Below are 21,772 nucleotides of genomic sequence, written 5' to 3'. Positions count from 1 at the left end.
TTACCCCCTTTGTTTTGATTGCACCCATAATCTTAGTTAAGTCTTGCTTATTGCACCCTAAGCGATCAAGTTCGGTTACAATTGCCACATCATCTTCACGGATCTAATCTAACATGTTTTGCAGTTGGGGTCATTTAGTATTTACCCCCGGCATTTTGGCACTAAATAAGCAATTCAATTAATTATTTAACATAATAATAGTTTTGCTTAATAATTTTCAATTAGGATTGCAATTATTATAAATCAATTCCACAATAAAAAAGTGTAAAAGAAATTAGGCTAAAGGAGTTAATAATGGAAATTGGTGAACTATTAAAAAAATATCGCTTAATGCACGCTGCAACTAAAAAGGCTTGGGCAAAAAATGTACTTAGCCCGTCTTTTTATGCGCGTGTGGAAAAAGGACTGAACCGCATCTCCGCAGATGATCTGATTAACCTGTTGCATGCAAATAAAATTTCGGTAATAGAATTTTTTGAGAAGTTAAATCCACATGATCGCTTAATAAGCTCAGAAGATCGAGCATTACGTTTAGCCGCTAATAAGGCCTATTATAACGGGAAAAGGGCTGATTTGCTCAAGCTTTATAATCAGATTGCTAAGGGAGATTTGCCGAATAAAGAAGAACATTTAATGCTGCTTAATATTTACATAGCGATCATTGATGATGACTATTCTAGTATTGATGCGGCTACCTTAGAAAACATGAAAAACCGAATCTTTGTTGCCGATGTTTTTGATGCTGATACCCTTAAACTTTATTGCAATTGTATATCTTTTTATAATTTAGACGAAAATTTAATCATCAGTAAACGTGCAGTTACGCAATTTAAAAACAATAATTCAATTTCTATTCAAAAAAACATTTTGGGAATAATAATTAATATTTTGATTTTTTGCATTAAGGAAAAGCGCTACCAAGAAGTAGATTTTTATATCAATAGTGCCGAAGAAATTGCTACTATACCGGAAATATACTTTTATAAAACTTTATTGCTTTTCTTTAAAGGCCTATTACAATACCAAGAAAAATCAGAAGAACATTACTTAGATCAGTGCCATGACGTTATCCGAAATATAGCTTTGGCAGGCATGACTGAATACAGTAATGAACTTAAAGACTTTCTGATAGAAAATAAGTAACTTGTAGTCAATTTTACTAATAAAACTGGCATATTTGCTATAAAAGTAGCATTTATACCACTTTTGCATTTATTTTTAAAAAACGAGTTATTATAACCATATAAAAATTAATTTTTATAGTTGTGAGGTAGTAATATGGATCGTCTGTTTCATTCAATTATTATAGTAATTATGAATAATGGTATAACAGATAATAATCTTATTTAGGAGGAATATTATGAAAAATTTAAAGAAAATTGTTGCTGGTGTAGCTACAATTGCTACACTTGGCATGACTAGTCTCCCTGCTCTTGCTTCAACTTGTAAGTAGTGATTGGAAACCAAAGGGTGTTCAGTCAAGAGCGTCTGCTCCTAAAGCTCCACACGGAAATGCTGCTTATTATGATATAAGCTAATTTTAATTAATAATAAAAATAATTAAACTCACGACTTTACTCGTGAGTTTTTTAATAACATGAGGTTTAAAGATGCTGCGGAAAACAAAAATTGTTTTTTATTCTCTAATCACGGTTGTCGTGCTTGCCTTATTTGCAGGCTTTATTCGTGAGTATGATAATAATTCAATCCCAGAAAACAATACCATTATAAACATTACTAGTTGGAACCCAAAAGTAATTGCCAAATGGCAGAAACAATTAACTAGCAAACAGTACACTAAAAAGGTCAAAAAAAAGACAATTTTTACTAAGTTGAAGCAAGTAGCTCAAGCTGAAAATAGTTCTTTAGTTAAGTTACGCATTAATAAGTTTAACGGGCAACAAAGCAAGGTAGTTTACAATTTTGGGACTCCAATTAATGACTATTCACTTTATCAAGCTGAAGCTATTAAAAAATTGACGAATACCGAGCTAAATTTAGAAGAAATTAATGGCCTATATTGCACTAATGCCAAAAATGAAGCTTTAGGCCAAATATTGTCAAAATTCCATACCCTTGGATTAAAGACGGAGGTTATAGATAATTCCTTATCAGTAAAAAGTTTGGGGCAAATAGTTGTAGATAATTTTTCAAAATTTGATTTAATTGTCTTGATTGGAATTATTGGCACTTTATTTATTGTGATGGTACTAGAGAAAGTTTTTCGCTTTAAAGCTTATGCAATTATGAAGATTAATGGCTTAAGCGACTGGCAGATAATTAAGAACGATTTGAAAGATGAATCTCCTATGTTAATTGGAGCTCTGGGGGTAATTATGTTAGTGATGATTATCTGGGGGCTAACTACCTTTACAATCAGCGGCTGGCGTTTCTTTTTGCCCTATGCTTTAGTTTTACTATCAGTTGTCTTTTTGAGCTTTTTGGTTTTGAATACTATATCTTATGTAGTTTTAGCGTTGATTGATCCTTATCAGGCAATTAAGGGAGCAGAAACAACATATATTTTCTTACTAATTGGCTATGTTTTAAAGATACTTCTGCTGGCTTTGATTATGATTAACACTATTTCTTTAACTAATCACAATAAAATTTATATTAGAGATACTAATATAATTAAAAAATGGCAAAGGCAAAAAAATACTTATTCACTTCAGCGATATTGGAATATTAATGACAAGTATGAAGATAAAAAAATGGACAAAATGGCTCACCAGTTAGTAGTGCAGTCACCTGGAACAATTGTTGCCCAGAATTCGCAACAATTTCACCCAGCAATGCGTGATACTGAGCCTGAAAATGGCAATGTGATTATTGCCAATAGTAATTTTATTAAGAATAGTGAGCTTAATTTTAATCCTACTAGGCTTACTGCTAACAAAGTTTTACTATTAATCCCATATAACCGGTTAGACCAAGTAAAACAGGCTAAGAAGCAGCTAAGAAACTTCCTTAAATTTCAACAGACTTTACCTAATTACTATCAAAAGCAGAAAAAAAAGCTACCAGCTATTCAAGTTGTACCTATCGCCAACGGACAGAATATTTTTAATTACACAGTTGGTTACGAAATTACGTCATCGCTCTCGATGAACCCCTTGATTATAGTTGTGAACAACAAGTTTTTATCTGATTCTTTTTATTCATCAACCATTAGTCAAGGAACAATCCAGTTTTCTAATTTAAAGCTTCTTAGAAAAAGAGTTAAGCAACTGGGTCTAATGCCGTATGTTATTGGTATTACAAGTAAACGAGCAAGAATAGCTGAATATCAGAGAAATGTCAATCGACAATTGCTCATTTTAACCATTACAACTATGTTATCGCTACTGCAGCTGATCTTTATCATTGTGTTTGTTAGTACAACCTTTTTGCAGAGTCAGCGGCGCAAGATAGCAATTTATCGAGTGTTTGGTAGGTCGAATGCTCATTTGATGGGAAGCTTCTTGCTAACTAACTTAGGACTAGACTTCTTGGTAACTGCCCTAAGTTTAACCAGGTTGCACTACCTATCCTTAATGCCGGTTGTCTACGTTTACCTGTTACTAGAGGCCGGCGTTATCTTATTAACTTATTGGCGTGCGCAGCACAATTTATTGATTACCCTTAATCACGGGAATTAGGAGTCATAAAATGATTAAAGTAGAACATCTTACCAAAAAATTTAAAGAAAAAACTATATTCGAAAACATTAACTGCAACCTCGAAACAGGCAAAAGTTATGCCATAGTGGGCAATAGTGGTGCTGGCAAAACAACTTTTCTTAATGTTTTAAGTGGGTTAGAGGAGCCGACAGCGGGTAAAGTATTTATTGACGATTTGCTTGTTAATGCTAAAAATCAACGAAAACTGTATCGTGAAGATTGCGGGTTCGTTTTTCAAAACTTTGCTTTAATTGATACAGAAACGGTTAGACAGAATTTGCGCCTTGGATTAGCCAATCAAAAATTGGCTAAAACAGAGGCCGATGCCAAAATGAAGGCTGCTTTAAGTCAGGTTGGGTTGGCCAATATACCATTGAAGCAAAAAATTTACACGCTAAGTGGTGGAGAACAGCAACGGGCAGCGTTAGCGCGAGTAATTTTAAAAGAGCCGAAAGAGCTTTTCGCTGATGAACCAACTGGTTCACTTGATGCAGATAATGGTAAGATAGTCTTAAAGACCCTGCTGACTGGATTTGATCCAACTGCAACAGTGGTAATTGCAACGCATGACCCAGCAGTTTGGCAGCAATGTGACTATGTAATTAAAATTGCCAATAAGAAAATAACGATTACCAACAAAGAGGTATACAAATGAAAAAATTAGGTCTTACAATTATTATTATTGTTACTATTTTATGTGCTGCCCTGTTACTAATTCATAACCAATACACTGACTATCTTAATCCAATGATTAAGATGGAAACTGATTATGCCAAGGTGCCTAAGCATACGCAAAAATATTACAATGTACAGGCGATTGACAAGTCGGGCAAAAAATTGCCGTATAAGATAAAATATGTTGGTGGAAATGATCCAAGTCGGCAATACATAGTAATCCACCACAAGGGTCAGTATGTCAAGGTTATTGACTATATCACTAAGAATGAGATGCCAAGATTGCAAGATTGATTTTTTAAGTAAGATTAACCCCAAAACTAAAGGACCGCTATCATTTAGAATACTGCACATTTGTTAGCTTAAATTCAAATCAAATTGTTTTGAGAGCGGTTGGCAAATTATGCTTTAATCAAAAAGGCCGTCCCAATATAATCTGTCAAAATTATGTTGGAACGGTCTTTTTATTTACTTATGATTGTCGATATAAGTCAACAAGATAATAATAAAATGAGGTAAACGCCAGCGCTAATTCTAACGCATGGCATAGACTCTTTTAGCCACGTAAATACCTAATACTTATTTTTATATTCTACAATATATTTGGCAAAACAATAAGTGTTTCATTCAGATATTAATTTATAATCTTTAAGATAGAGTTTTTGATCTGCAACTTTTTGAAAATTATCGTCATGTGAAACCACTATAATTGTTTTATTATATGATTGTATATCTTTAAAAATTTTAGTCACGGCTTGAGCATTTTGGTAATCAAGATTGCCTGTCGGTTCATCAGCAATAAGTACATCAAACGGCTTAATAATTGCTCTCGCAATACCCACTCTTTGCTTTTCACCGCCACTTAATTTAAATACTGATTGATTTAATAATTCTGATTGCAAACCAACACGAGATAACACTTTTAGCATTTCGTTTTCACTGATTTTTCTTTTTGCTAACTTTAAGTTATCCTTAACAGTTTTATCGTCTAGCAAAAAATAATTTTGAAATACAAACGAGAAGCGCTTTCCCCATAAATCTGGATAACTAATTTTTCTTAATTCGATATTATCTAAAATAATCTGTCCAGAAGTGGGCTTTTCTATTCCAGCAACAATTTTTAAAAATGTTGTTTTTCCAGCCCCACTTTCCCCCGAAATACTACAAAAAGAACCCTGTGGTATTTCTAAATTGATGTTTTGCAGCACTGGTGTGTTATTATAATATTTTGATACTTCTTTTACAATTATCATTCACGAATCACTCCCCATTGTTCTATTTCTATTATGTATATCATATATAATTATAATAAATGATAATGCTATAGCTGCAACACAAAGTAACCCTGATATTACCAGGCTTAACCAATCTATTGCATGTGCTAGATAAACAGAAATTATACTAGAGATTACAAAAATACTAACAATAAAAATTATAAAGTTAAAAATAATCTTATAAATTGGATAGCCCATTAAACGCTTAACTATAATTTCTCTTTCACGTAACATATAATATTGACTTATTAACACAGAAAGCAAAACAAAAGAAATAACACTAAACAGGATCAATTGAGTTAATGTCATACTTACATCTTTTTGAGTTTGTTGAACAAGTTGTGCCTTTTGCGTATAGATAGAGGTTACATAATTTATAGTACTTCCCATTCTACTTTCAATAAGTTGCGGTTTTATTTGATCATAGGCTTGGCCAACATGCTTATTAAAAAAGAAGAAACCTCCATTCAAAGTAAATAGGTTGCCATAACTAAGGCTATTCTGATAGTTATCAAATAGTCTTATGATTGGATCTCTAACCATATTAGATGATAAATTATCGCCAGAGTTAGGATTATAAGTAAAATAATTTTGTCCGTTTTTAGCATAAACTATCTTTATTTTTAAATTTTTACGGGTGAATTTTGGAGTATGTTCTCTATGACGCCAATCTTTAAAATCAGTATTCAATTGAAACAGAAATTCAGATAAATAATTAGAACGAATCCGGGATTCAAACTTTTTATATTTTTCTGGTACTATTAAAATCTTTGTAAATAGTGTTGGTTGTAACTCAGCTATCTTGGCTCCACTTACTAACTTTGTTTTAGACAGTTTTAAATAATTTATGTCTGCAGTAATGGCTCGTCCAGAAGGAAGAATTATGTAATCTTGTACCGACTTATTATCAGAATTAATTTTGTACCACGGAACTAGCCGCTTAGTTGAACCACGTCTAGCTACACCATAAGTACCTAATAGGTTATCAGAAAAAACAACAAAAGTTTTATGTTGTTTTTTAAGTCGTTGCCACAAATCTTTCGCACTAATATCGTAAGTCACTTCAGTTCGATCTTCAGTTCGATCCAACTGATTAGTTACATTCGTTTGATATATATTTTTGGTCGATATCCAGGAGTTAAGACTTTTTATTTGTTTTTGATAATATAAAAAATCTTGATGAATTGCTGGAATCTTAATACTAACAAGTAAAATGCAGACTATAAATCCTATTGCACTAGCAGCTGTAACCATTAATGAACCTCTTGCCCAGTTAAATGAAGTTATTTGAGACTTTGCTTGTATACTTTTTGCAGCACCATAAATCAAAATTATTAAAAATAAGTAACTGGCATAAAATACTGATAATGATGACACAAATGTTTTATAGTAAATCAACATATTATTATAGGCTGCATAAATAATTAGTAATATTACACTAGTAATTATTGCAATAACTATTGCAACCGATATACTTCGAAAAGATTGATATACATTATTAATAAGTCGGTAACCAAAAAATTTTCGTAATATAACAGCTTGTCGTTCTTTTATAATAACAAACATTAACGAAATTAATGATACTATTCCTGTGAGAAGCGCTAGTGTAATAAAATTTATTCTATTATTATTTTCAGGAGCAGTTTCGTTAACTTCCGATTTTATTTTAACTATACCAAAGTGACGCATTATTCTGGTAATTTTAGCAACATTTCCACGTACATAAAAGACATTATTTAACCCCAAATTTTTTATCTTGTTAAATGGATATAATTTAACTTTGTATTGCGAGTTTGGAAGCAGTAACGCTGACCCTGTTTTTTTATAATTTGTAACGTCACTGCTAGAAGCGGTTCCTCTTTTGATGGGTAAGTTTGTATTAGCACTATAAATAATCAAGTCATTTTGCCCAGTAAAAAAATACTGGGATACACTGGTAGTTCCTGTTGCTGCTTTTTGAAGCTGATTAATTAAGCTTGAATAATTTGCATTGTCTCGTAATTGTAATGATACCTCTTTTTGCTGATAATACAGTACTTGGTTGAAATAGCTGTTAATCGAAGAACTTATGATCAATATTCCAGAAAAAGTTAAAAAGAGTATCATGCTAAATGATAATATTTTTTTCATAAAATTATCCTCTAAATTTATTTCCTTTGATAGCTACATTAACCTTTGAAAAGGCGGTTGATCCTGCACGGGCATAAACGCGTCTACCATCGCCATTGGCATTTTTAGCCGCTGCAGCATGATTCCGACTACTATGTTTATATGTTGATTGCACTTTTGTTCCATAAACGCCAAACAGTCAATCTCCATCATCTATGTGATGCCATTCATATGGAGCTGATGTATCACTAGTTGCAAGAGCTGTGGTTAATTTTTTTAACATTAAATAGGCCTTCTTTCTGTCATGATTTATGTTTTTTCATAATGATATCGCTTTACTGTTAAAATTATAACATTATTTTTTACACATGTTTTTATAATTTTATTTGTTTGATATTAGACGCTTATTATTTGCCCCCGACATTTTGTCACAGAACAATTGGTCTACTTTGCTTTTTGCTAATGAACTGTAACCAAAATAGGTATAACACGAATTTTAATATGAATAATAGGGTGGGCTCTATTGAACTAACTGCTTTAAGAGATAGTAGAAAAAGCTATAAATTTACTTTTTCCTTTAGATTTAATATAAAATTAAGCATGCGTGGATTCAATTTTTACTTTTATATTGACCGCTTGAGCAATTTCGCTTAGCAACATAGTGGAAGCGTTAAATGAGCCATTTTCAATTCTTGCAATTGTTGATTGCGGCTTGTTTACCAGATTAGCAAATTTCCTTTGCGTTAAGCCCAGACTATCACGTAGTTTCTTAACTTGAACTGCAATCTCAAGGTTGATATTGTACTGTATCACAGCTTGCCTTGGCTTTATTAATTTCCCTTACCGGTGCTTTTTTCATCTTTTTGGTAAAACCATGAGTGATGACGTAATGGTTGCTAGCAAACGTGAAATATATTGCTCTTTGTATATTTGATGAATATTGAGAACGAATTTCGAATAGGTTTTTAACTCATTTTTGTTTTTTGGCCGTTGGTAAAGCCATACATTGGAACTTTTTAAACAATGGTGATTATCATTGTAAAACAACTGATCTAAACTTTATAGATGGGGCCATAGGCAGATACAATGATGGTGTTTATAAAATCATCCAGAAGTTTGATGATTGACAAATCACTTTTGTAAAATCAATTAAATAATAAAGGAGAGCTTATACAACATTAAAACTATATAGCAGAGCTCTAATGGGAATTGGTTTGACTGGCATGAAAACAACCTAACTGGAAGTTATAGAATGTTTTACGACAAGAGTAAGGGAGCTAAAAGTCGGTATGGCGCAATAATGTATATCGATGATGGAAAAAATGTGATCCATAGTTGGTATTTTACCGATGATTATCTCGATACTCCGCATGAAATACCAAGGAAAAATTTTAATGGTAATTTGGGTGATTTTATCGAAAAGGTAATCTTGGGTTAAATTGTTAAACAGAATAAAACCGCTTTGTTAAAAATTTAGAAAGACTTGTCTTAGCACGCTTCAGTGTTTTAAAAGATTTGTAAGTTTTGATCTTTGTAAGACAAGGTACACCTGTTACTTTAAAATGTTTACGCATTTTTTTAAGTATGGGGTCTGTATCGGTGTTTGTTGTGTCAATATAATAAATTTCTATGTGACGTTTTTGACTAATTTCAGCAAGTTTAGGAACAAATGCACGACAGAATGGGCAAGATTTCTTTCCCCAAAAAAGATAAGCATATTTTTTGGTCTTTATTTTTTAGGGAGATATTTTTTTGAAACCAGCAACTGATTTAGAATAAGTTTTATGTTGATAATCAATAATGGCTTTTATATTATTTGAAGATACTGATGCGGTATCCATTTCTGCATTTACAAGTGTTGGTGGTAGAAAGCTTAAACTTAACAAATAAGCAAAAAAATATGTCACTTTTTTTAACTTCATTGTATATAATCATCTTTATACATGTATGGTAATATTATATTATAATTAAGCTTACATCAAAAAATTAGGTAGTTATGGAAATGGCAGATATACTATTTTTGGGGGAAAATGAAAATCCGCTCTTAAGAAAAAAGAAGAATAGAAAGTTGTGCAGTAATACTTTTAAATATACTGGTGATGCCCTAGGAACTGTTTTTATGGGTGCCGGTTCGGCACTGGGTTCTCCATTGGCAGGTGCGGTTTTCGGATATGGTTATAAGACACTTATGCATACTGTGGGCAATGCGGTTTGCTAATGTTAGTTAAACATTTATAAGGCTTTATGATAATTATATGAAACTACTTAAAAAATTATATGGTAATTATCAAACCACTTGTGTAAATTGTATTTTCTTTCTTTTTCCCTTACAGGCATTACTTCTCGAGCATAGCATGAGATCTTTTATAAGTCTTATAATCTGGGAAATAAGTATGTTGTTTGCAAGTTTAATTGGAGACATTAATGCTAATAAGGCAGAGACTGAAAACGTGAGAATAAAAAGACAACAAACAAATGGCATCATAATTGCACTCATTTGGTTTATAGCATTAGGAATAATTGAGTGGTAATGATTATGGACATGTTTTTGGGGTAGGAATAATGTCACTTTTCGGTGGATAAATTTATTAAGTGATTTAGCGTGTAGTTGCAAATAAGACTAGTTCCCGTTTTATTCACATTCAAAACAAAAAAGGTGATTGCAATGTTTTGATACGACCTTCGGAATTAAAATAATTTCGGAGGTCGTATTTTTGTGTGCTTTTTTATTCAAATATACATTTAAAAGCTAATTTAAACTATTGTCAGCCATTTTACTGGGGCAGGCTATAATTTTTACACGTAAATTGCTTTTAAAACCATAAGTTTTTTGTCTATTTTTACGCGGACCTTTGCATAATCAAGAAAAAAATATATTCGAAAGCATTAACTGCAACCTCGAAGCAGACCAATAGTGGTGCCGGCAAAATAACTTTGCTTAATGTTTTAAGTGGGCCTAGAGAAGCCGCCAGCAGGTAAAGTAATTATTGCCGATTTACTTGTTAATGCTAAAAATCAGCGAAAATCGTATCGTGAATATTGCGGTTTTTTTAAAACTTTGCTTTATTTGCTTTAATTGATACATAAAACCAGTAGCGTTAGCGCGAGTAATTTTAAAAGAGCCTAAAGAACTTTTTGCCGATGAACTAACTGGTTCACTTGATACAGATAATAGCCAGATGGTCTTAAAGACCTTGATAGCAAAAGTACTACTTTTCAAAGAAATTATTTACTTCTCCAATATAATCTACCGTCATCCGTCCTATTCAAAAAGTTATATTCTATTAAATCACGTCTTCTTGTAACATAATTATCTATAAGTCCCATTAAAATGAGATTTACATCCTGTTCAGAGTACTTCTTTTCAGGCTCAAATTTAGTCGCTAAATAAGATAAGACAAGTAATCGATTTTTTTCTTTTCCCGGCCAAATTTTTACTCTACCTCTAGAATCCACGTACTTATCTAATGTAATGTTATCCTCCATTAACTTTTACTGCCTTTCTATTTAACAAATAGCTTATTCCAAATAAAACTATCCCTAAAGTTGCTAAAAAAATCCAAGCACTACCAATTCCAAAATTATCTGATATATAACCATTAATTGACAAAACAATTACAGAAACACCCGCATCAAGTGCATTACTGACTGAAATTATTGTTGCCCTATTAGATTCCATTGTAATACTTTGTTGTAGTATTGTCTCTTGAAGAATTTGTTCAATACTACCGAATATAGTATTGAGCAAAAAAATCGATAAATAAGGAACAGTTTGTGCTTTAAAAATTGCATCTATTTTTTCAACAGCACCGTTTATTTGCTTGCAATTAGGATAAAATATCATAATTACATTGACAGAGCTGATTATTTGAAAGAAACAGATTAAAAAAGAAGTTAAAACTGCAACAGTTAGTGTACCTGTTTGAACTCTACAACCAGCATAAAATAAGACGAGAACTATCAATACAAAAGAAATCAAGCTTTGAATAAATGATAGTATTGTATAAACAGTATCACCCTTAACTGATAATTTATATAATTTGTTACTAAATTTTGTTAAGATGTTAGCTTCGGCACAATTTAACTTGATAGTTTGAATATTTCTAAAACTTTCTGTAGTAATACTTGATAAATCGCTTAAACTATTCTAAATATTTATGACGATTTTTTCTTCAAATTTGCTTAGTGGAATCATTAATTACTCGACTAGTTAATTTTCCTCTATTTTGATTATCGTAAAATTGAACGGGTAAACTGATTAAATGTTTTTCTAGAGTACGCCTAATATTGAAAATTTGTTTTTCTCCTTCTCTACTAATCAAAAAGTTACCACCAGAACCTAGTATAGCTTGCATAAGTAATACTATTATTAATTTAAATATTAATAATAAAAGAATTGATTGACTTAAATAATATTATTTAAGTCAATCAATTCTTTTATGTATAGTGGTGCAAGTATAACGTATTTCCGATTAATACACAAAGCAAATCTAACCAAAATAATTTGTTTAGCTTAATCAGTTTTATTAGTTTTATATTTTTATCACTTCTGATAAATCAAAAGTACTCTTAATTTAACAAGATATAGCCTGACACATTTTCTTAAACGCAATCTCAATGTCATCTGTATCTGCAGCATGCAACATTTGACTGAGATCACCTTGAAAAATACATTTTTTGTTGCCAACGAATACAATATGTGCCGGCAATGAATTTAATTTATTCAGTTGATGTAAAGTCATAATAACTTTTTTCTTTTTTTCAACGACGAGAGATACAATTAATTCTAAAAGCAAATTTTCAATATAGCTATCAACTTCGCTAAGGGGTTCATCGAACAAATATAATTCTCGATCCATTATGAAAGTACAATAAACCATAACGGCTTGGTATTCGCCACCTGATAAAAGCCTTAACTTGGTATTCAGCAATTTTTTTATTATTTCATTATAAAAGCGAGTTTGCGAATCTGTGATTGTAATGGCATGATCATTCATTGATTTAAAAAAATTTATTACTTGTTTTACCGTCAATTCAGCAAAAAAAGTCATATTTTGAAATTTATAAATAATATTAGGCATAGAGGGAAAATTTGTCATAGCTAAATCAGAGCTGGCTTTAGTAAAGCCATAAATAATATTAAGCAAAGTCGTTTTACCAGCGCCATTACTTCCAATAATTACATTTAACTGATCGTCAGTAAATTTGGTATTAAGATCCGCAAATATTTCTTTATTTTTATAAGAAAAGTTCAAATGCTTAATTTCCATATTATCTCCTTAAAACTATTTTTCAAAAATTGTCGAAATATTTTGTTTTGCAATAAAAATTATCCCCAGTAAGACATAAAATACAATAACGATCAACAAGTTAATAAGAGCATTCAAATTCACTTTATAAAATAGGAATTGCATTATTACTTCATACCCCGTCATTAAATATTTAATAGGTGTACACAATAATAATAAATTTAACAAATTATTTTTTGTTTCAACCGTTACTAACATGAATGATCCAAAAACAATTAATGTATTAACAATACTGTAAGTCTGTAACTTTAACTTTACCGTTAGCAAAAAATATAAACCCATAGTTAAAGGTAAAACTAATACGATTGCTGCAATTGTTGTGGTCACCAGTAAATAACCTAAATAAGCAAATGATCTAAAAAATAGTGTGGTAATTAAATTGAAAAGGAATAATTCTACTATTAAAAATGTCCATTGAGATAAAAATTGGCTAATCAATACCAGATACTTGGAATTAGATACCATGTAAATAATTTTATAATAACCATAATCACGATACTCAATCATTGCCAAAATCACTGAATTTAGAATGGTTGTTAAAGCAATATAAGAAAAGTAATATGCACTTCCACTAATTAGCTGATTCTTGCTGACAGTATAGTTACTAGTCAAGACTGCAGCATTAGATATAGCAAAATATATGACAGGAAATATAATGTTAAACATTAATGCAATCTTGTTACTAAAAGAGTTAATAAGGAAAATCTTATATAACGAATAAAACCTTTTTTTCATAACAGAAATCTCCGTGAATATTACCTAATATTTTTGAAATAATTTGAATTTATCGCCTAAAACAGGAAACCATGAATTCCATTTATCTTTAGCTCTAGTATCACAAAGATTCATTAATACTCCTGTAGCACCAGTATTAACATCCATAGAACATTTATAGCCCAATGTGCCCGGTACTAAAAGATTCCCTAAATCATCTTTAACTATATACATATTAAGACCTGTAATAATCTATTAAGTTGATCTCTTTTACCATCGATAGCGTTCATAGCATTTGCAAGTGGTAATAGTTCGGAATATTCTTGGATTATCCCACAATTAAATGAACAAAATGCATCATTAGTTGAATATATATTATTTAATGATACAAAATCTTCATCAGATAAGAATGATTTTTTTATCTTTGTTAATTTCTAGCAACACAAGACCTAACTCAAATGATTCATTGAGAAGTTTCTATAACATGCATGTTTTCATCCAAGCTATCAGGCTTTGATAAATTATGATAATTTTATTTAATTTTTACATATAAGTCAAACTTTTTTTAATTATTAACTTTAGTTATTAATAAAAAAATTTAATTTTGACTTTTGTCTATTTTTACGCGGACCTTTGCATAATCAAGAAAAAAATATATTCGAAAGCATTAACTGCAACCTCGAAGCAGACCAATAGTGGTGCCGGCAAAATAACTTTGCTTAATGTTTTAACTGGGCCTAGAGAAGCCGCCAGCAGGTAAAGTATTTATTGTCAATTTGCTTGTTAATGCTAAAAATTAGCGAAAACTGTATCCTGAGCGATTTTGTTTTTCAAAACTTTTACCAGCAAAGCGGACTGCAAATGAAAAAATTAGGTTATGCAATATTTGCTATAATTAAGCTTAAATTGATAGCAAATTGTTTTGCGGCCGGTTGGCTGTTTCACTTGAGCCGACTAAAAGGCTTAATATCGATTAAAAATCAACATCAAGCCTTAGACTAGTAATTATTAAAATTTATGGTCCAATCATTCAAACTGTGTCAACTCTTTTTATCCGTCAATAATTACTTCACATACTGCGACAAAAAATCACCAATCTTTTGCCGATAAAGCTTAGGATGATCAGCAAAAGACTTTGCATGCTTAGAATTAGGAGTTACCCACAACTTTTTAGGACCTCTAGTTGCAGAGTAATTAGTATAAACCATTTTAGTAGGAACAAATGTATCACGATCACCATGAATAAATAACATTGGACGTTGATTTTTATGTAATTGGTTAACACTTGAGCCATCATTCATAAAATACCCAACCTTAATTCTATTAATACCACTCAAGATTTCAACTAATGGAAAGCGCGGAAATGCTGGCATATTATAAAGAACTTGTGCCTCATGCTCAATTTCATCCTTAACACTGGTATAGCCGCAATCTTCAATAAAGGCTCTGACTTGGTGCGGTAATTTTAATCCACTAACCATCATTGCAGTGGCTGCTCCCATACTCAAACCATAAACCACAATTTGTTGCTTAGCACCGTTTTTTTCCAGAACTAAGTCAATCCATTTTTTAATATCATCTTTTTCGGGCCAACCATAGCCAATATACTTTCCTTCACTCTTACCCTGTGAACGAGGATCAGGTGTTAAAGTATTGTAGCCTAACTCGTGAAAAAGAGCATCGTACTCACCCATGTCTTCTTTAGTATCCATATAACCTGGTAAAACAATTACGGTTTTGTTTGAACCAGACTTAGGGATATAATTAGCATCTAACTGATAACGATTATCAGCAGAATTAATATACCATTTTTGTTTATTAATTTTTTTAAACCACAGCTTTTCTTTATATAGGGGATCAGATTTTTTGAGTTTATTGCTCGAAGAACTCAAAAAACTCTTAGGTCCAGGAACACATGCCATTTTGAAGAAATAGCATCCTGCTCCAATGAAGATAACAAAAACCAGCAAAGTAACTGCGCTCAATGATAGCCACAACTTTTTGTGTTTTATTCGTTTCAATGTGAAGCCACCTTTTCTTAATACAATATTCAATAGTATAACATTTTTAGTTTGTATAGGATGAAATTTATGAGATTAACTGATTTATTACAATTGACTGCCGATTTAAATCAACGAACCAAATTATTTTTTAGTATTGATAACCAAGTTTACCCACTTACGCAGTTAAAAATTACTAGTAGCGCAGGTCTGTTATATCCCGGGAAATTGCCAATGACAAAGGCCAAAGTCATTTACCTAGTTAAAAATTTACACGGCTTAAGTATTCCGCTTTATGTGCTACTAAATGAGCAAAAATTTACTTTATATGGTGTCCAAATTGTGCCAGAAAAAAATGCAATTTATCTTCAATAAGACCGTCATTAAAAATTTTATTTAATACAATTCTTTTATGAATTTTTTCTAGTTGTTATTCACCAAAAAAGAGGATCGAATTGATCCTCTCAAATTATTTACGTTGATATTGACGAACATGATTTTTAGTACCGGCAAAATACCAATATCCAGGAGCTTCATCACTGCTTAATTCAATATTATCCGCTGGGAATTGTAAAGCTTGCTTAAAAATTTGCTCATAATCAGCAATAGTTAGTTGTTGTCTACGCGCAATCATTTTCTCATCGGCCACCTTATTCAAGGCTTGCTCATAATTAGCCATTACTTTTCCGGCATAGAACTCACCCATTGCCCCAGAGCCATAAGAAAATAGTCCAATTGTGTCTGCAGCTGATAGTGTACCATTTTCTAATAAACTCAATAATCCTAAATAAAGTGAGGCAGTATAAATATTACCAACCTGCTTACTATATAAAGTAGAGGCGGTAAAATTTGTTTCCAAACGCTTTTTCGTTTTTGCATCTTGCTCTGCTACTGCTAGTCGATTCGCCTTCAAGCCCATTTTAACAAAAGGTAAATGATATAAAATTGCCGTAAAATCAGCCGTTGTTATTTTCTGCTTAGACTTATATGCTTGAAAAGTCCGCTGAAAGAAATCTAAATAAACCTCAGTAGAATATTTACCATCAACTAAGGCAACTGCTGAATTATTTGGGCGCCAAAAATCATTAATATCAGCACTATAAGCACTATGACCACTAGTTAACGCAAGTATATGCGGATTGGCCTTAATCAATACACTAACACTACCAGCACCTTGAGTTACTTCACCACCCGTTTTTAAGCCATACCGCGCAATATCACTACCAATCACAATTGCGCTATGTTCAGGATGTAAACGAACATAGTCACGCGCAACCATAATGCCAGCAGTCATCCCAAAACATGCCTCCTTAATTTCAAAAGTTCGCACCTCGGGATGCAACTTTAAAGCACTTTTAATAAAGAGTGAAGCTGATTTAGATTGGTCAACGCCACTTTCCGTACCCATAATAAGTAAACCAACTTGTTCGAGATCCACTTTATTAATATAACTTAAAGTTGCGTTAATCCCCATTGAAACAGCATCTTGCGATTGATCGGCTACACTCATCTTACTCTGACCAATGCCAATTAAATATTTATTGGGCTCTACTCCTCGAGCATGTGCCAAATCTAGCATATCTACATATTTGTTTGGTGTATAAAAACCAATTTGATCAATTCCAACCTGCATTATTTTTCCTCTCTTAATTGTTTCAAAAATTTTTGTGCGTCTGTTTGCGAATATAAATGTTGCTTAGTCATTAAGGCTAGAACATCCCTTTTTTCCTGCGGGCTAGCAACAAGATTAGCAATAACATTTCTAGCCTGCAATTTCATATGTCCTGCTTGAATACCTGTTGTAGCAATTGCCAGTAAAGCAGCTAAATTATTGGCTAAGCCAACTGCAGCAATTATATTAGCTAAAACTTGACTAGTTATTCCTTGCCCCAAAATACGATAATTTTGCTGGACATCTTTTCGGGAATTAATTGATCCGCCCACGGTTCCAAGCGCTAAAGGAACGGTTAATTGACCTAATAAGTTTTCACCTTCAACTTGCCAACTACTTAAGCTGCGATAAGTTCCCTGACGGCTAGCCCATACACCACAAGCTGCTTCAACAGCTCTAGTATCATTACCACTTGCTAAAAGGACACCATCAATTCCATTCATAATTCCTTTATTATTAGTCACGGCTCGATACGGATCCGTTTGTCCAATTTGGCTTAACAAAGCTATTCGACTTGCGACTTCTGCCCCGCCAACTAGACTGACATGCAATTTTGCCTTGCAAGAAGTTAATTGACTGGGGTAATTTGATAAAATTGCAAACAATTTTTTCTTAATACCACTGTAATTAGCTAACTCGCTAGCCATATACTCCAAAATTGAGTTTGCCCGATTAGCACCCATAGCTTCTGCTGGATTAATTAATACCCTTAGGTAAAGCAGCGTATTTTGCCGCTTAATTTTAACCTCCTTAACTCCACCACCATGCTTAACTAAACTAGCAAACTGCTTATTAGTCTTAGCAATTAAGTTAGGTAAATCGTTTTTTAAATTATCAATGATAAAAGCTTCAGAAATTTCTAAAACAATCTGACCATAAATACCATTTCGAAAACTTCTTGCTGTGACACCACCACTTTGAGCAAATAGACTAGCGCCATGATTAGCAGCCGCAACTACTGAGGGCTCTTCAGTTACCAATGGGACCAAGTAGCTATGATCATTAACTCGTAAATTTTTGACCAAACCAACTGGCAAACTTAATTGTCCTACAACATTCTCACTCAACTGATTAAGTGCATGTAAAGTTTGCTGATCAATCTCATCTAGTTCAATCCCTTGTTGTTTAAGCCATAAGCGCCTTTTTTCCGGAGTTAATTCATAAAACTTCATTTAAAAATCTCTATTTATTTCATAAGCAATTGCTTGACCACCACCAATACAAAGTGTAACCAAGGCTGTTTTACCAGTAACGTGTTGCAATTCATTAATTGCAGTAGCAACTAGCCTAGTTCCGGTTGCTGCCAAAGGATGCCCTATGGCAATAGCACCACCAAATATATTTAGTTTATCCATTGGAATTGATAGAGCTTTAGCCAATGCTATACTTGGAGCAGCAAACGCCTCATTAACTTCAATTACATCATAATCAGCAATTTGACGCTTAGATATATCTAATAATTTTTTAACTGCAAAATAAGGTGCAAAGCCCATATAAGCCGGGTCCGTACCAGCTTCAGTATATGCTCCTAGACGTGCTAGTGGTTGCAAATTTAATTCTTCAACTTTGTCTTGAGTGGCTAAAATTACTATACTAGCACCATCACTTAGTGGTGAAGCATTACCAGCTGTTATTTGCCCATGTTCTTTAAATACTGGTTTTAATTTATTTAAAGCATCCATACTAGTATCTGCACGAATATTTTCATCCCAATCAATTACTTCTTTGCCATGAGTAATTTTGATTATTTCGTTCTCAAAATAACCATTTTTTACTGCCCTAGTTGCCTTTTGATGTGAATTAAGACTATATTCATCCATTTCTGAACGCAAAACGTGGTACTTATCTGCTACCTTTTCCGCTGTAAGGCCCATATGCAGGCCCGAAAAAGCATCAGTTAGTCCATTATTAAGCATTTCACTTTGCAAGTTTGAATCATGCTTATCTTTAGCATAATATACCGCATTAGTCATACTTTCAGAGCCGCCAACGGCCACTAAATCAAAGTCACCTAACTCCATTTGCCCTTGGGCAAGGCGCAGAGCTTTTAAACTTGAACCACAAACATCATTTATTGTAACGCTTGTACTTTTTTGGCTCATTCCAGCCTTTAAAGATACTTGACGGGCCATATTTTGTCCTAACCCCGCACTCAACACGTTACCCATAAAAAGAGCATCCAGCTCAGTAGCCTTTAACCCGATACTTTTTAGTGTTTCACGTAAAGCAATAGTACCCAAGTCTACTGCGCTTTCTTGCGCAAATAATCCGCGGTAACGACCAAAAGGTGTTCTCTTAGCCGCAACAATGAAAATATCTTTCATCAAGTCTGTCCCCCAGTATAAAAATTATTCAATTCGATATTACTTAATTTTAGAAACGATTAATAGTAATTAAACTGACATTTAGAAAAATTTACACAAAAAAGAAGTCACTTAACAGTGGCTTCAATTTAATACCCAATATTACTTACTCTTTTGCTCTTCAGCTTGAAGTTTTTGACCTAAATTAATAATATATTTCCGCAAGGCATCTTTAGTTTCCGCATGATTCAATCCATACTCAACCGAAGTTTCAAGATAACTTTCTTTATTACCAACATCGTGGCGCGTCCCCTTAAAGACATGGGCAAACACGCGTTGCGTCTTATTCATGGTATCAATGGCATCAGTCAATTGGATTTCTCCACCTTTATCTGGCTTTTGCTTAGCTAAAATTGCAAAAATTTCAGGTGTTAATAAATAGCGTCCAATAATTGCATAATCGCTTGGCGCCTTATCGATAGCCGGTTTTTCTACGAAAGACTTAACGTTAATTAACCCCGGCATAATCTCATTAGCTGGTTCAATTACCCCATATTTAGAGACTTCTTCATGTGGTACCGGCATCACCGCGATGGTCGATGCATGCGTCTCATTGTAACAGTTAATCAATTGCTTTGTTAGTGGAACCTCGTCCATCATCAAGTCATCACCAAGCATTACAACGAAGGGTTCATCGCCCACAAAGCTGCGCCCTCGAGCTATTGCATCACCTAATCCAGCAGGATACGGTTGCCGCGTATAATAAATATTGATACCCAAGTGAGTTATCTCTTGTGACATCTTCAATAGCCCAGTTTTGCCCTTTTCTTGTAAATTTTGCTCTAATTCAGGATTAGAATCAAAATGATCTTCAATTGTTCGCTTATTTTTTCCAGTAACAATTAAAATATCTTCAATTCCAGAGTTTTTTGCTTCCTCAACAATAAATTGAATTGTAGGTTTATCGACAATTGGTAACATTTCTTTGGGCATTGCTTTGGTAACAGGCATAAACCGCGTACCAAGACCAGCTGCCGGAATAATGGCTTTCCTTACTTTCATACCTTATACACTTTCTTTTACATTCTTTCAGTGCTTAATATATCAGATTCAACTATTCGATTCCAGTAATTAATGGTGCCGTTTTTTTTGAATATATTCGGCTAAATGTCCCACAGAATATTGCACTTCGCCATAATTAAGCGATACTATTGCTGCATTCACGCAAGTACCAATTAGAAAAAGAATTGAACAGAGATTCAACCATAACATGAAAATAATAAAAGTACCGATAATACCATAATTTTCCCAGCTAATATGAAAATGATGTAAATAATAACTAAAAAGCCAGGATAGACTTAACCAACCTAGCAAAGTTGTAAAAACCCCTGGCCAGATAACTCTTTTTTTAAGTTTAATATTGGGTAAAAAATAATTTAAATAATACAAGCTACTAATCATTGTAATAATTACGACCGGATAGCGGAAATTGAATATCTTCTCCAACTCGCCTACTGAAATTGCAAAGATTGGTCGTAAAAATTCTAATATTTGTTGACCAAAAATAAAAGTTAAACTAAGCAAGCTAAAGCTAATAATCATCAAATTAGTTAAAATTATTGTAATTGATCTTGTCCATACTGCAATCGGCCAATTTTGTTGCAACTCAACTTTTCGTACACCATAAATACGATTCATTCCAATTCGAATCGCATTAACCAAGGAAGAAACTGACCACAATGCCAATATAATACCAAAAGAAATGTAACCAGTTGAGTTATTTTTTAAAAGCGAATTAATAATTGGCATAATAAACCCAGCAATTCGATCAGGAAAAATCAGTTTCAAATAGCTAGCGATTGGTGCAGTGTCAATGTGAAGTAATGGCAAGATATTTCCAATAATAATAATTAAAGGAAATATTGAAAACAAAACATAATAGGCCATTGAAATTGCACTTGTTAATACCTCACCTTGCGTAAACTTAAGTGAGATTGTTTTATAATACAAAGCTAGCCGTTGGCTAATTGTTGCAACTTTTTTACCCATCCACC

General features: G+C 32.7%; 25 protein-coding genes and 2 pseudogenes. 7 read left to right on the top strand and 20 right to left on the bottom strand.

What is annotated here, in order from left to right:
• Positions 1–294: 294 nt before the first annotated feature.
• From F5ESL0233_RS02290 to F5ESL0233_RS02275, 4 genes are all read left to right on the top strand, one after another.
• Complete coding sequence (locus tag F5ESL0233_RS02290) at positions 295–1,143, top strand: hypothetical protein (RefSeq protein ID WP_122024511.1); 849 nt, start codon at positions 295–297, stop codon at positions 1,141–1,143.
• Positions 1,144–1,610: 467 nt separating this feature from the next.
• The gene (locus F5ESL0233_RS02285; protein ID WP_122058543.1) at positions 1,611–3,641 is read left to right on the top strand and encodes a hypothetical protein; all 2,031 of its coding nucleotides are present in this window, start codon (positions 1,611–1,613) and stop codon (positions 3,639–3,641) included.
• 10 nt (positions 3,642–3,651) lie between these two features.
• A complete protein-coding gene (locus tag F5ESL0233_RS02280; RefSeq protein WP_122058541.1) occupies positions 3,652–4,317 on the top strand; it encodes an ATP-binding cassette domain-containing protein in 666 nt (221 codons plus the stop codon).
• Positions 4,314–4,631, top strand: a complete 318-nt coding sequence (locus tag F5ESL0233_RS02275) for a YxeA family protein (protein ID WP_122058540.1) — start codon at positions 4,314–4,316, stop codon at positions 4,629–4,631. Before F5ESL0233_RS02280 ends, F5ESL0233_RS02275 begins: the two co-directional genes overlap by 4 nt.
• A gap of 329 nt (positions 4,632–4,960) precedes the next feature.
• Here the strand turns inward: F5ESL0233_RS02275 and F5ESL0233_RS02270 are convergent, their stop codons facing one another.
• The 5 genes and pseudogenes from F5ESL0233_RS02270 to F5ESL0233_RS02250 form a co-directional block, all read right to left on the bottom strand.
• Positions 4,961–5,590, bottom strand: a complete 630-nt coding sequence (locus tag F5ESL0233_RS02270; protein ID WP_122058538.1) for an ABC transporter ATP-binding protein — start codon at positions 5,588–5,590, stop codon at positions 4,961–4,963.
• A complete protein-coding gene (locus tag F5ESL0233_RS02265) occupies positions 5,591–7,741 on the bottom strand; it encodes a hypothetical protein (protein ID WP_122058536.1) in 2,151 nt (716 codons plus the stop codon).
• Positions 7,742–7,745: 4 nt separating this feature from the next.
• Positions 7,746–7,919, bottom strand: coding sequence for a lactococcin 972 family bacteriocin (locus F5ESL0233_RS02260; protein WP_122058535.1), 174 nt, complete (start codon positions 7,917–7,919; stop codon positions 7,746–7,748).
• A 395-nt stretch (positions 7,920–8,314) separates the two neighbouring features.
• Entirely contained in the window at positions 8,315–8,533 is a 219-nt protein-coding gene (locus F5ESL0233_RS02255; protein WP_233554953.1) for a helix-turn-helix domain-containing protein, read from the bottom strand.
• Positions 8,508–8,681: pseudogene (locus F5ESL0233_RS02250) on the bottom strand (type II toxin-antitoxin system RelE/ParE family toxin); the annotation flags it as partial. The gene F5ESL0233_RS02255 and the pseudogene F5ESL0233_RS02250, both read right to left, overlap by 26 nt.
• Before the next feature lie 291 nt (positions 8,682–8,972).
• On the opposite strand from F5ESL0233_RS02250, the gene F5ESL0233_RS02245 reads away from it, so the two are divergent.
• The gene (locus tag F5ESL0233_RS02245) at positions 8,973–9,158 is read left to right on the top strand and encodes a hypothetical protein (protein WP_122058532.1); all 186 of its coding nucleotides are present in this window, start codon (positions 8,973–8,975) and stop codon (positions 9,156–9,158) included.
• A gap of 4 nt (positions 9,159–9,162) precedes the next feature.
• Here the strand turns inward: F5ESL0233_RS02245 and traF are convergent, their stop codons facing one another.
• Together traF and F5ESL0233_RS02235 are read right to left on the bottom strand one after the other, a co-directional pair.
• Positions 9,163–9,453 carry a conjugal transfer protein TraF gene (traF, locus tag F5ESL0233_RS08505; protein ID WP_122058530.1) on the bottom strand — a complete coding sequence of 97 codons (291 nt, stop codon included), beginning with the start codon at positions 9,451–9,453 and terminating at the stop codon, positions 9,163–9,165.
• A 3-nt stretch (positions 9,454–9,456) separates the two neighbouring features.
• Positions 9,457–9,642, bottom strand: a complete 186-nt coding sequence (locus tag F5ESL0233_RS02235; RefSeq protein WP_122058529.1) for a hypothetical protein — start codon at positions 9,640–9,642, stop codon at positions 9,457–9,459.
• An 80-nt stretch (positions 9,643–9,722) separates the two neighbouring features.
• On the opposite strand from F5ESL0233_RS02235, the gene F5ESL0233_RS02230 reads away from it, so the two are divergent.
• Positions 9,723–9,938, top strand: coding sequence for a hypothetical protein (locus F5ESL0233_RS02230; RefSeq protein WP_147442581.1), 216 nt, complete (start codon positions 9,723–9,725; stop codon positions 9,936–9,938).
• Positions 9,939–10,945: 1,007 nt separating this feature from the next.
• Here F5ESL0233_RS02230 and F5ESL0233_RS02215 read toward each other — a convergent pair.
• The 8 genes and pseudogenes from F5ESL0233_RS02215 to F5ESL0233_RS02180 form a co-directional block, all read right to left on the bottom strand.
• Positions 10,946–11,206 (bottom strand): DUF2087 domain-containing protein, encoded by a 261-nt coding sequence (locus F5ESL0233_RS02215; protein WP_122058524.1) that lies wholly within the window; start codon positions 11,204–11,206, stop codon positions 10,946–10,948.
• The gene (locus F5ESL0233_RS08365) at positions 11,196–11,564 is read right to left on the bottom strand and encodes a hypothetical protein (protein WP_233554952.1); all 369 of its coding nucleotides are present in this window, start codon (positions 11,562–11,564) and stop codon (positions 11,196–11,198) included. Before F5ESL0233_RS08365 ends, F5ESL0233_RS02215 begins: the two co-directional genes overlap by 11 nt.
• Before the next feature lie 24 nt (positions 11,565–11,588).
• Positions 11,589–11,852: pseudogene (locus tag F5ESL0233_RS08500) on the bottom strand (ABC transporter transmembrane domain-containing protein); the annotation flags it as partial.
• Positions 11,853–11,892: 40 nt separating this feature from the next.
• Entirely contained in the window at positions 11,893–12,087 is a 195-nt protein-coding gene (locus tag F5ESL0233_RS02205; RefSeq protein WP_255409628.1) for an ABC transporter transmembrane domain-containing protein, read from the bottom strand.
• A gap of 207 nt (positions 12,088–12,294) precedes the next feature.
• The gene (locus F5ESL0233_RS02200; RefSeq protein WP_122058521.1) at positions 12,295–12,990 is read right to left on the bottom strand and encodes an ATP-binding cassette domain-containing protein; all 696 of its coding nucleotides are present in this window, start codon (positions 12,988–12,990) and stop codon (positions 12,295–12,297) included.
• A 15-nt stretch (positions 12,991–13,005) separates the two neighbouring features.
• Positions 13,006–13,764: a hypothetical protein gene (locus tag F5ESL0233_RS02195; protein ID WP_122058520.1), complete on the bottom strand. Its 759-nt coding sequence runs from the start codon at positions 13,762–13,764 to the stop codon at positions 13,006–13,008.
• Positions 13,765–13,788: 24 nt separating this feature from the next.
• Positions 13,789–13,977: a hypothetical protein gene (locus F5ESL0233_RS08235; RefSeq protein ID WP_122058518.1), complete on the bottom strand. Its 189-nt coding sequence runs from the start codon at positions 13,975–13,977 to the stop codon at positions 13,789–13,791.
• 830 nt (positions 13,978–14,807) lie between these two features.
• The gene (locus F5ESL0233_RS02180; protein WP_233554950.1) at positions 14,808–15,764 is read right to left on the bottom strand and encodes an alpha/beta hydrolase; all 957 of its coding nucleotides are present in this window, start codon (positions 15,762–15,764) and stop codon (positions 14,808–14,810) included.
• A 69-nt stretch (positions 15,765–15,833) separates the two neighbouring features.
• Between F5ESL0233_RS02180 and F5ESL0233_RS02175 the strand changes: the two genes are divergently transcribed.
• A complete protein-coding gene (locus tag F5ESL0233_RS02175; protein WP_122058515.1) occupies positions 15,834–16,118 on the top strand; it encodes a hypothetical protein in 285 nt (94 codons plus the stop codon).
• A 94-nt stretch (positions 16,119–16,212) separates the two neighbouring features.
• Here F5ESL0233_RS02175 and F5ESL0233_RS02170 read toward each other — a convergent pair whose 3' ends face one another.
• The 5 genes from F5ESL0233_RS02170 to F5ESL0233_RS02150 form a co-directional block, all read right to left on the bottom strand.
• A complete protein-coding gene (locus tag F5ESL0233_RS02170; protein WP_122058514.1) occupies positions 16,213–17,376 on the bottom strand; it encodes a hydroxymethylglutaryl-CoA synthase in 1,164 nt (387 codons plus the stop codon).
• Entirely contained in the window at positions 17,376–18,587 is a 1,212-nt protein-coding gene (locus tag F5ESL0233_RS02165) for a hydroxymethylglutaryl-CoA reductase (protein WP_122024498.1), read from the bottom strand. Before F5ESL0233_RS02165 ends, F5ESL0233_RS02170 begins: the two co-directional genes overlap by 1 nt.
• A complete protein-coding gene (locus F5ESL0233_RS02160; protein WP_122058512.1) occupies positions 18,588–19,739 on the bottom strand; it encodes a thiolase family protein in 1,152 nt (383 codons plus the stop codon).
• Between the two features lie 141 nt (positions 19,740–19,880).
• Entirely contained in the window at positions 19,881–20,780 is a 900-nt protein-coding gene (gene galU, locus F5ESL0233_RS02155) for a UTP--glucose-1-phosphate uridylyltransferase GalU (RefSeq protein WP_090092977.1), read from the bottom strand.
• Positions 20,781–20,849: 69 nt separating this feature from the next.
• Positions 20,850–21,767 carry a YihY/virulence factor BrkB family protein gene (locus F5ESL0233_RS02150; RefSeq protein ID WP_090092975.1) on the bottom strand — a complete coding sequence of 306 codons (918 nt, stop codon included), beginning with the start codon at positions 21,765–21,767 and terminating at the stop codon, positions 20,850–20,852.
• Positions 21,768–21,772: the final 5 nt, after the last annotated feature.

The organism is Lactobacillus sp. ESL0233 (genome assembly GCF_003692995.1).
In the GTDB taxonomy this organism is placed as follows: domain Bacteria; phylum Bacillota; class Bacilli; order Lactobacillales; family Lactobacillaceae; genus Lactobacillus; species Lactobacillus bombicola.
The sequence above is the reverse complement of the archived record's forward strand: the minus strand, read 5'-3'. Positions and strand labels throughout refer to the sequence as shown.

Excerpts from the sequence above, each read along its gene's own strand:
- F5ESL0233_RS02170 (WP_122058514.1), bottom strand. The coding sequence starts at position 17,376 with ATGCAGGTTGGAATTGATCAAATTGGTTTTTATACACCAAACAAATAT.
- F5ESL0233_RS02165 (WP_122024498.1), bottom strand. The coding sequence starts at position 18,587 with ATGAAGTTTTATGAATTAACTCCGGAAAAAAGGCGCTTATGGCTTAAA.
- F5ESL0233_RS02215 (WP_122058524.1), bottom strand. The coding sequence starts at position 11,206 with ATGGAGGATAACATTACATTAGATAAGTACGTGGATTCTAGAGGTAGA.
- F5ESL0233_RS02290 (WP_122024511.1), top strand. The coding sequence starts at position 295 with ATGGAAATTGGTGAACTATTAAAAAAATATCGCTTAATGCACGCTGCA.
- F5ESL0233_RS02160 (WP_122058512.1), bottom strand. The coding sequence starts at position 19,739 with ATGAAAGATATTTTCATTGTTGCGGCTAAGAGAACACCTTTTGGTCGT.
- F5ESL0233_RS02150 (WP_090092975.1), bottom strand. The coding sequence starts at position 21,767 with ATGGGTAAAAAAGTTGCAACAATTAGCCAACGGCTAGCTTTGTATTAT.
- F5ESL0233_RS02175 (WP_122058515.1), top strand. The coding sequence starts at position 15,834 with ATGAGATTAACTGATTTATTACAATTGACTGCCGATTTAAATCAACGA.
- F5ESL0233_RS02275 (WP_122058540.1), top strand. The coding sequence starts at position 4,314 with ATGAAAAAATTAGGTCTTACAATTATTATTATTGTTACTATTTTATGT.
- F5ESL0233_RS02285 (WP_122058543.1), top strand. The coding sequence starts at position 1,611 with ATGCTGCGGAAAACAAAAATTGTTTTTTATTCTCTAATCACGGTTGTC.
- F5ESL0233_RS02195 (WP_122058520.1), bottom strand. The coding sequence starts at position 13,764 with ATGAAAAAAAGGTTTTATTCGTTATATAAGATTTTCCTTATTAACTCT.
- galU (WP_090092977.1), bottom strand. The coding sequence starts at position 20,780 with ATGAAAGTAAGGAAAGCCATTATTCCGGCAGCTGGTCTTGGTACGCGG.
- F5ESL0233_RS02245 (WP_122058532.1), top strand. The coding sequence starts at position 8,973 with ATGTTTTACGACAAGAGTAAGGGAGCTAAAAGTCGGTATGGCGCAATA.
- F5ESL0233_RS02230 (WP_147442581.1), top strand. The coding sequence starts at position 9,723 with ATGGCAGATATACTATTTTTGGGGGAAAATGAAAATCCGCTCTTAAGA.
- F5ESL0233_RS02270 (WP_122058538.1), bottom strand. The coding sequence starts at position 5,590 with ATGATAATTGTAAAAGAAGTATCAAAATATTATAATAACACACCAGTG.
- F5ESL0233_RS08365 (WP_233554952.1), bottom strand. The coding sequence starts at position 11,564 with ATGATATTTTATCCTAATTGCAAGCAAATAAACGGTGCTGTTGAAAAA.
- F5ESL0233_RS02280 (WP_122058541.1), top strand. The coding sequence starts at position 3,652 with ATGATTAAAGTAGAACATCTTACCAAAAAATTTAAAGAAAAAACTATA.
- F5ESL0233_RS08235 (WP_122058518.1), bottom strand. The coding sequence starts at position 13,977 with ATGTATATAGTTAAAGATGATTTAGGGAATCTTTTAGTACCGGGCACA.
- F5ESL0233_RS02235 (WP_122058529.1), bottom strand. The coding sequence starts at position 9,642 with ATGAAGTTAAAAAAAGTGACATATTTTTTTGCTTATTTGTTAAGTTTA.
- F5ESL0233_RS02265 (WP_122058536.1), bottom strand. The coding sequence starts at position 7,741 with ATGAAAAAAATATTATCATTTAGCATGATACTCTTTTTAACTTTTTCT.
- F5ESL0233_RS02200 (WP_122058521.1), bottom strand. The coding sequence starts at position 12,990 with ATGGAAATTAAGCATTTGAACTTTTCTTATAAAAATAAAGAAATATTT.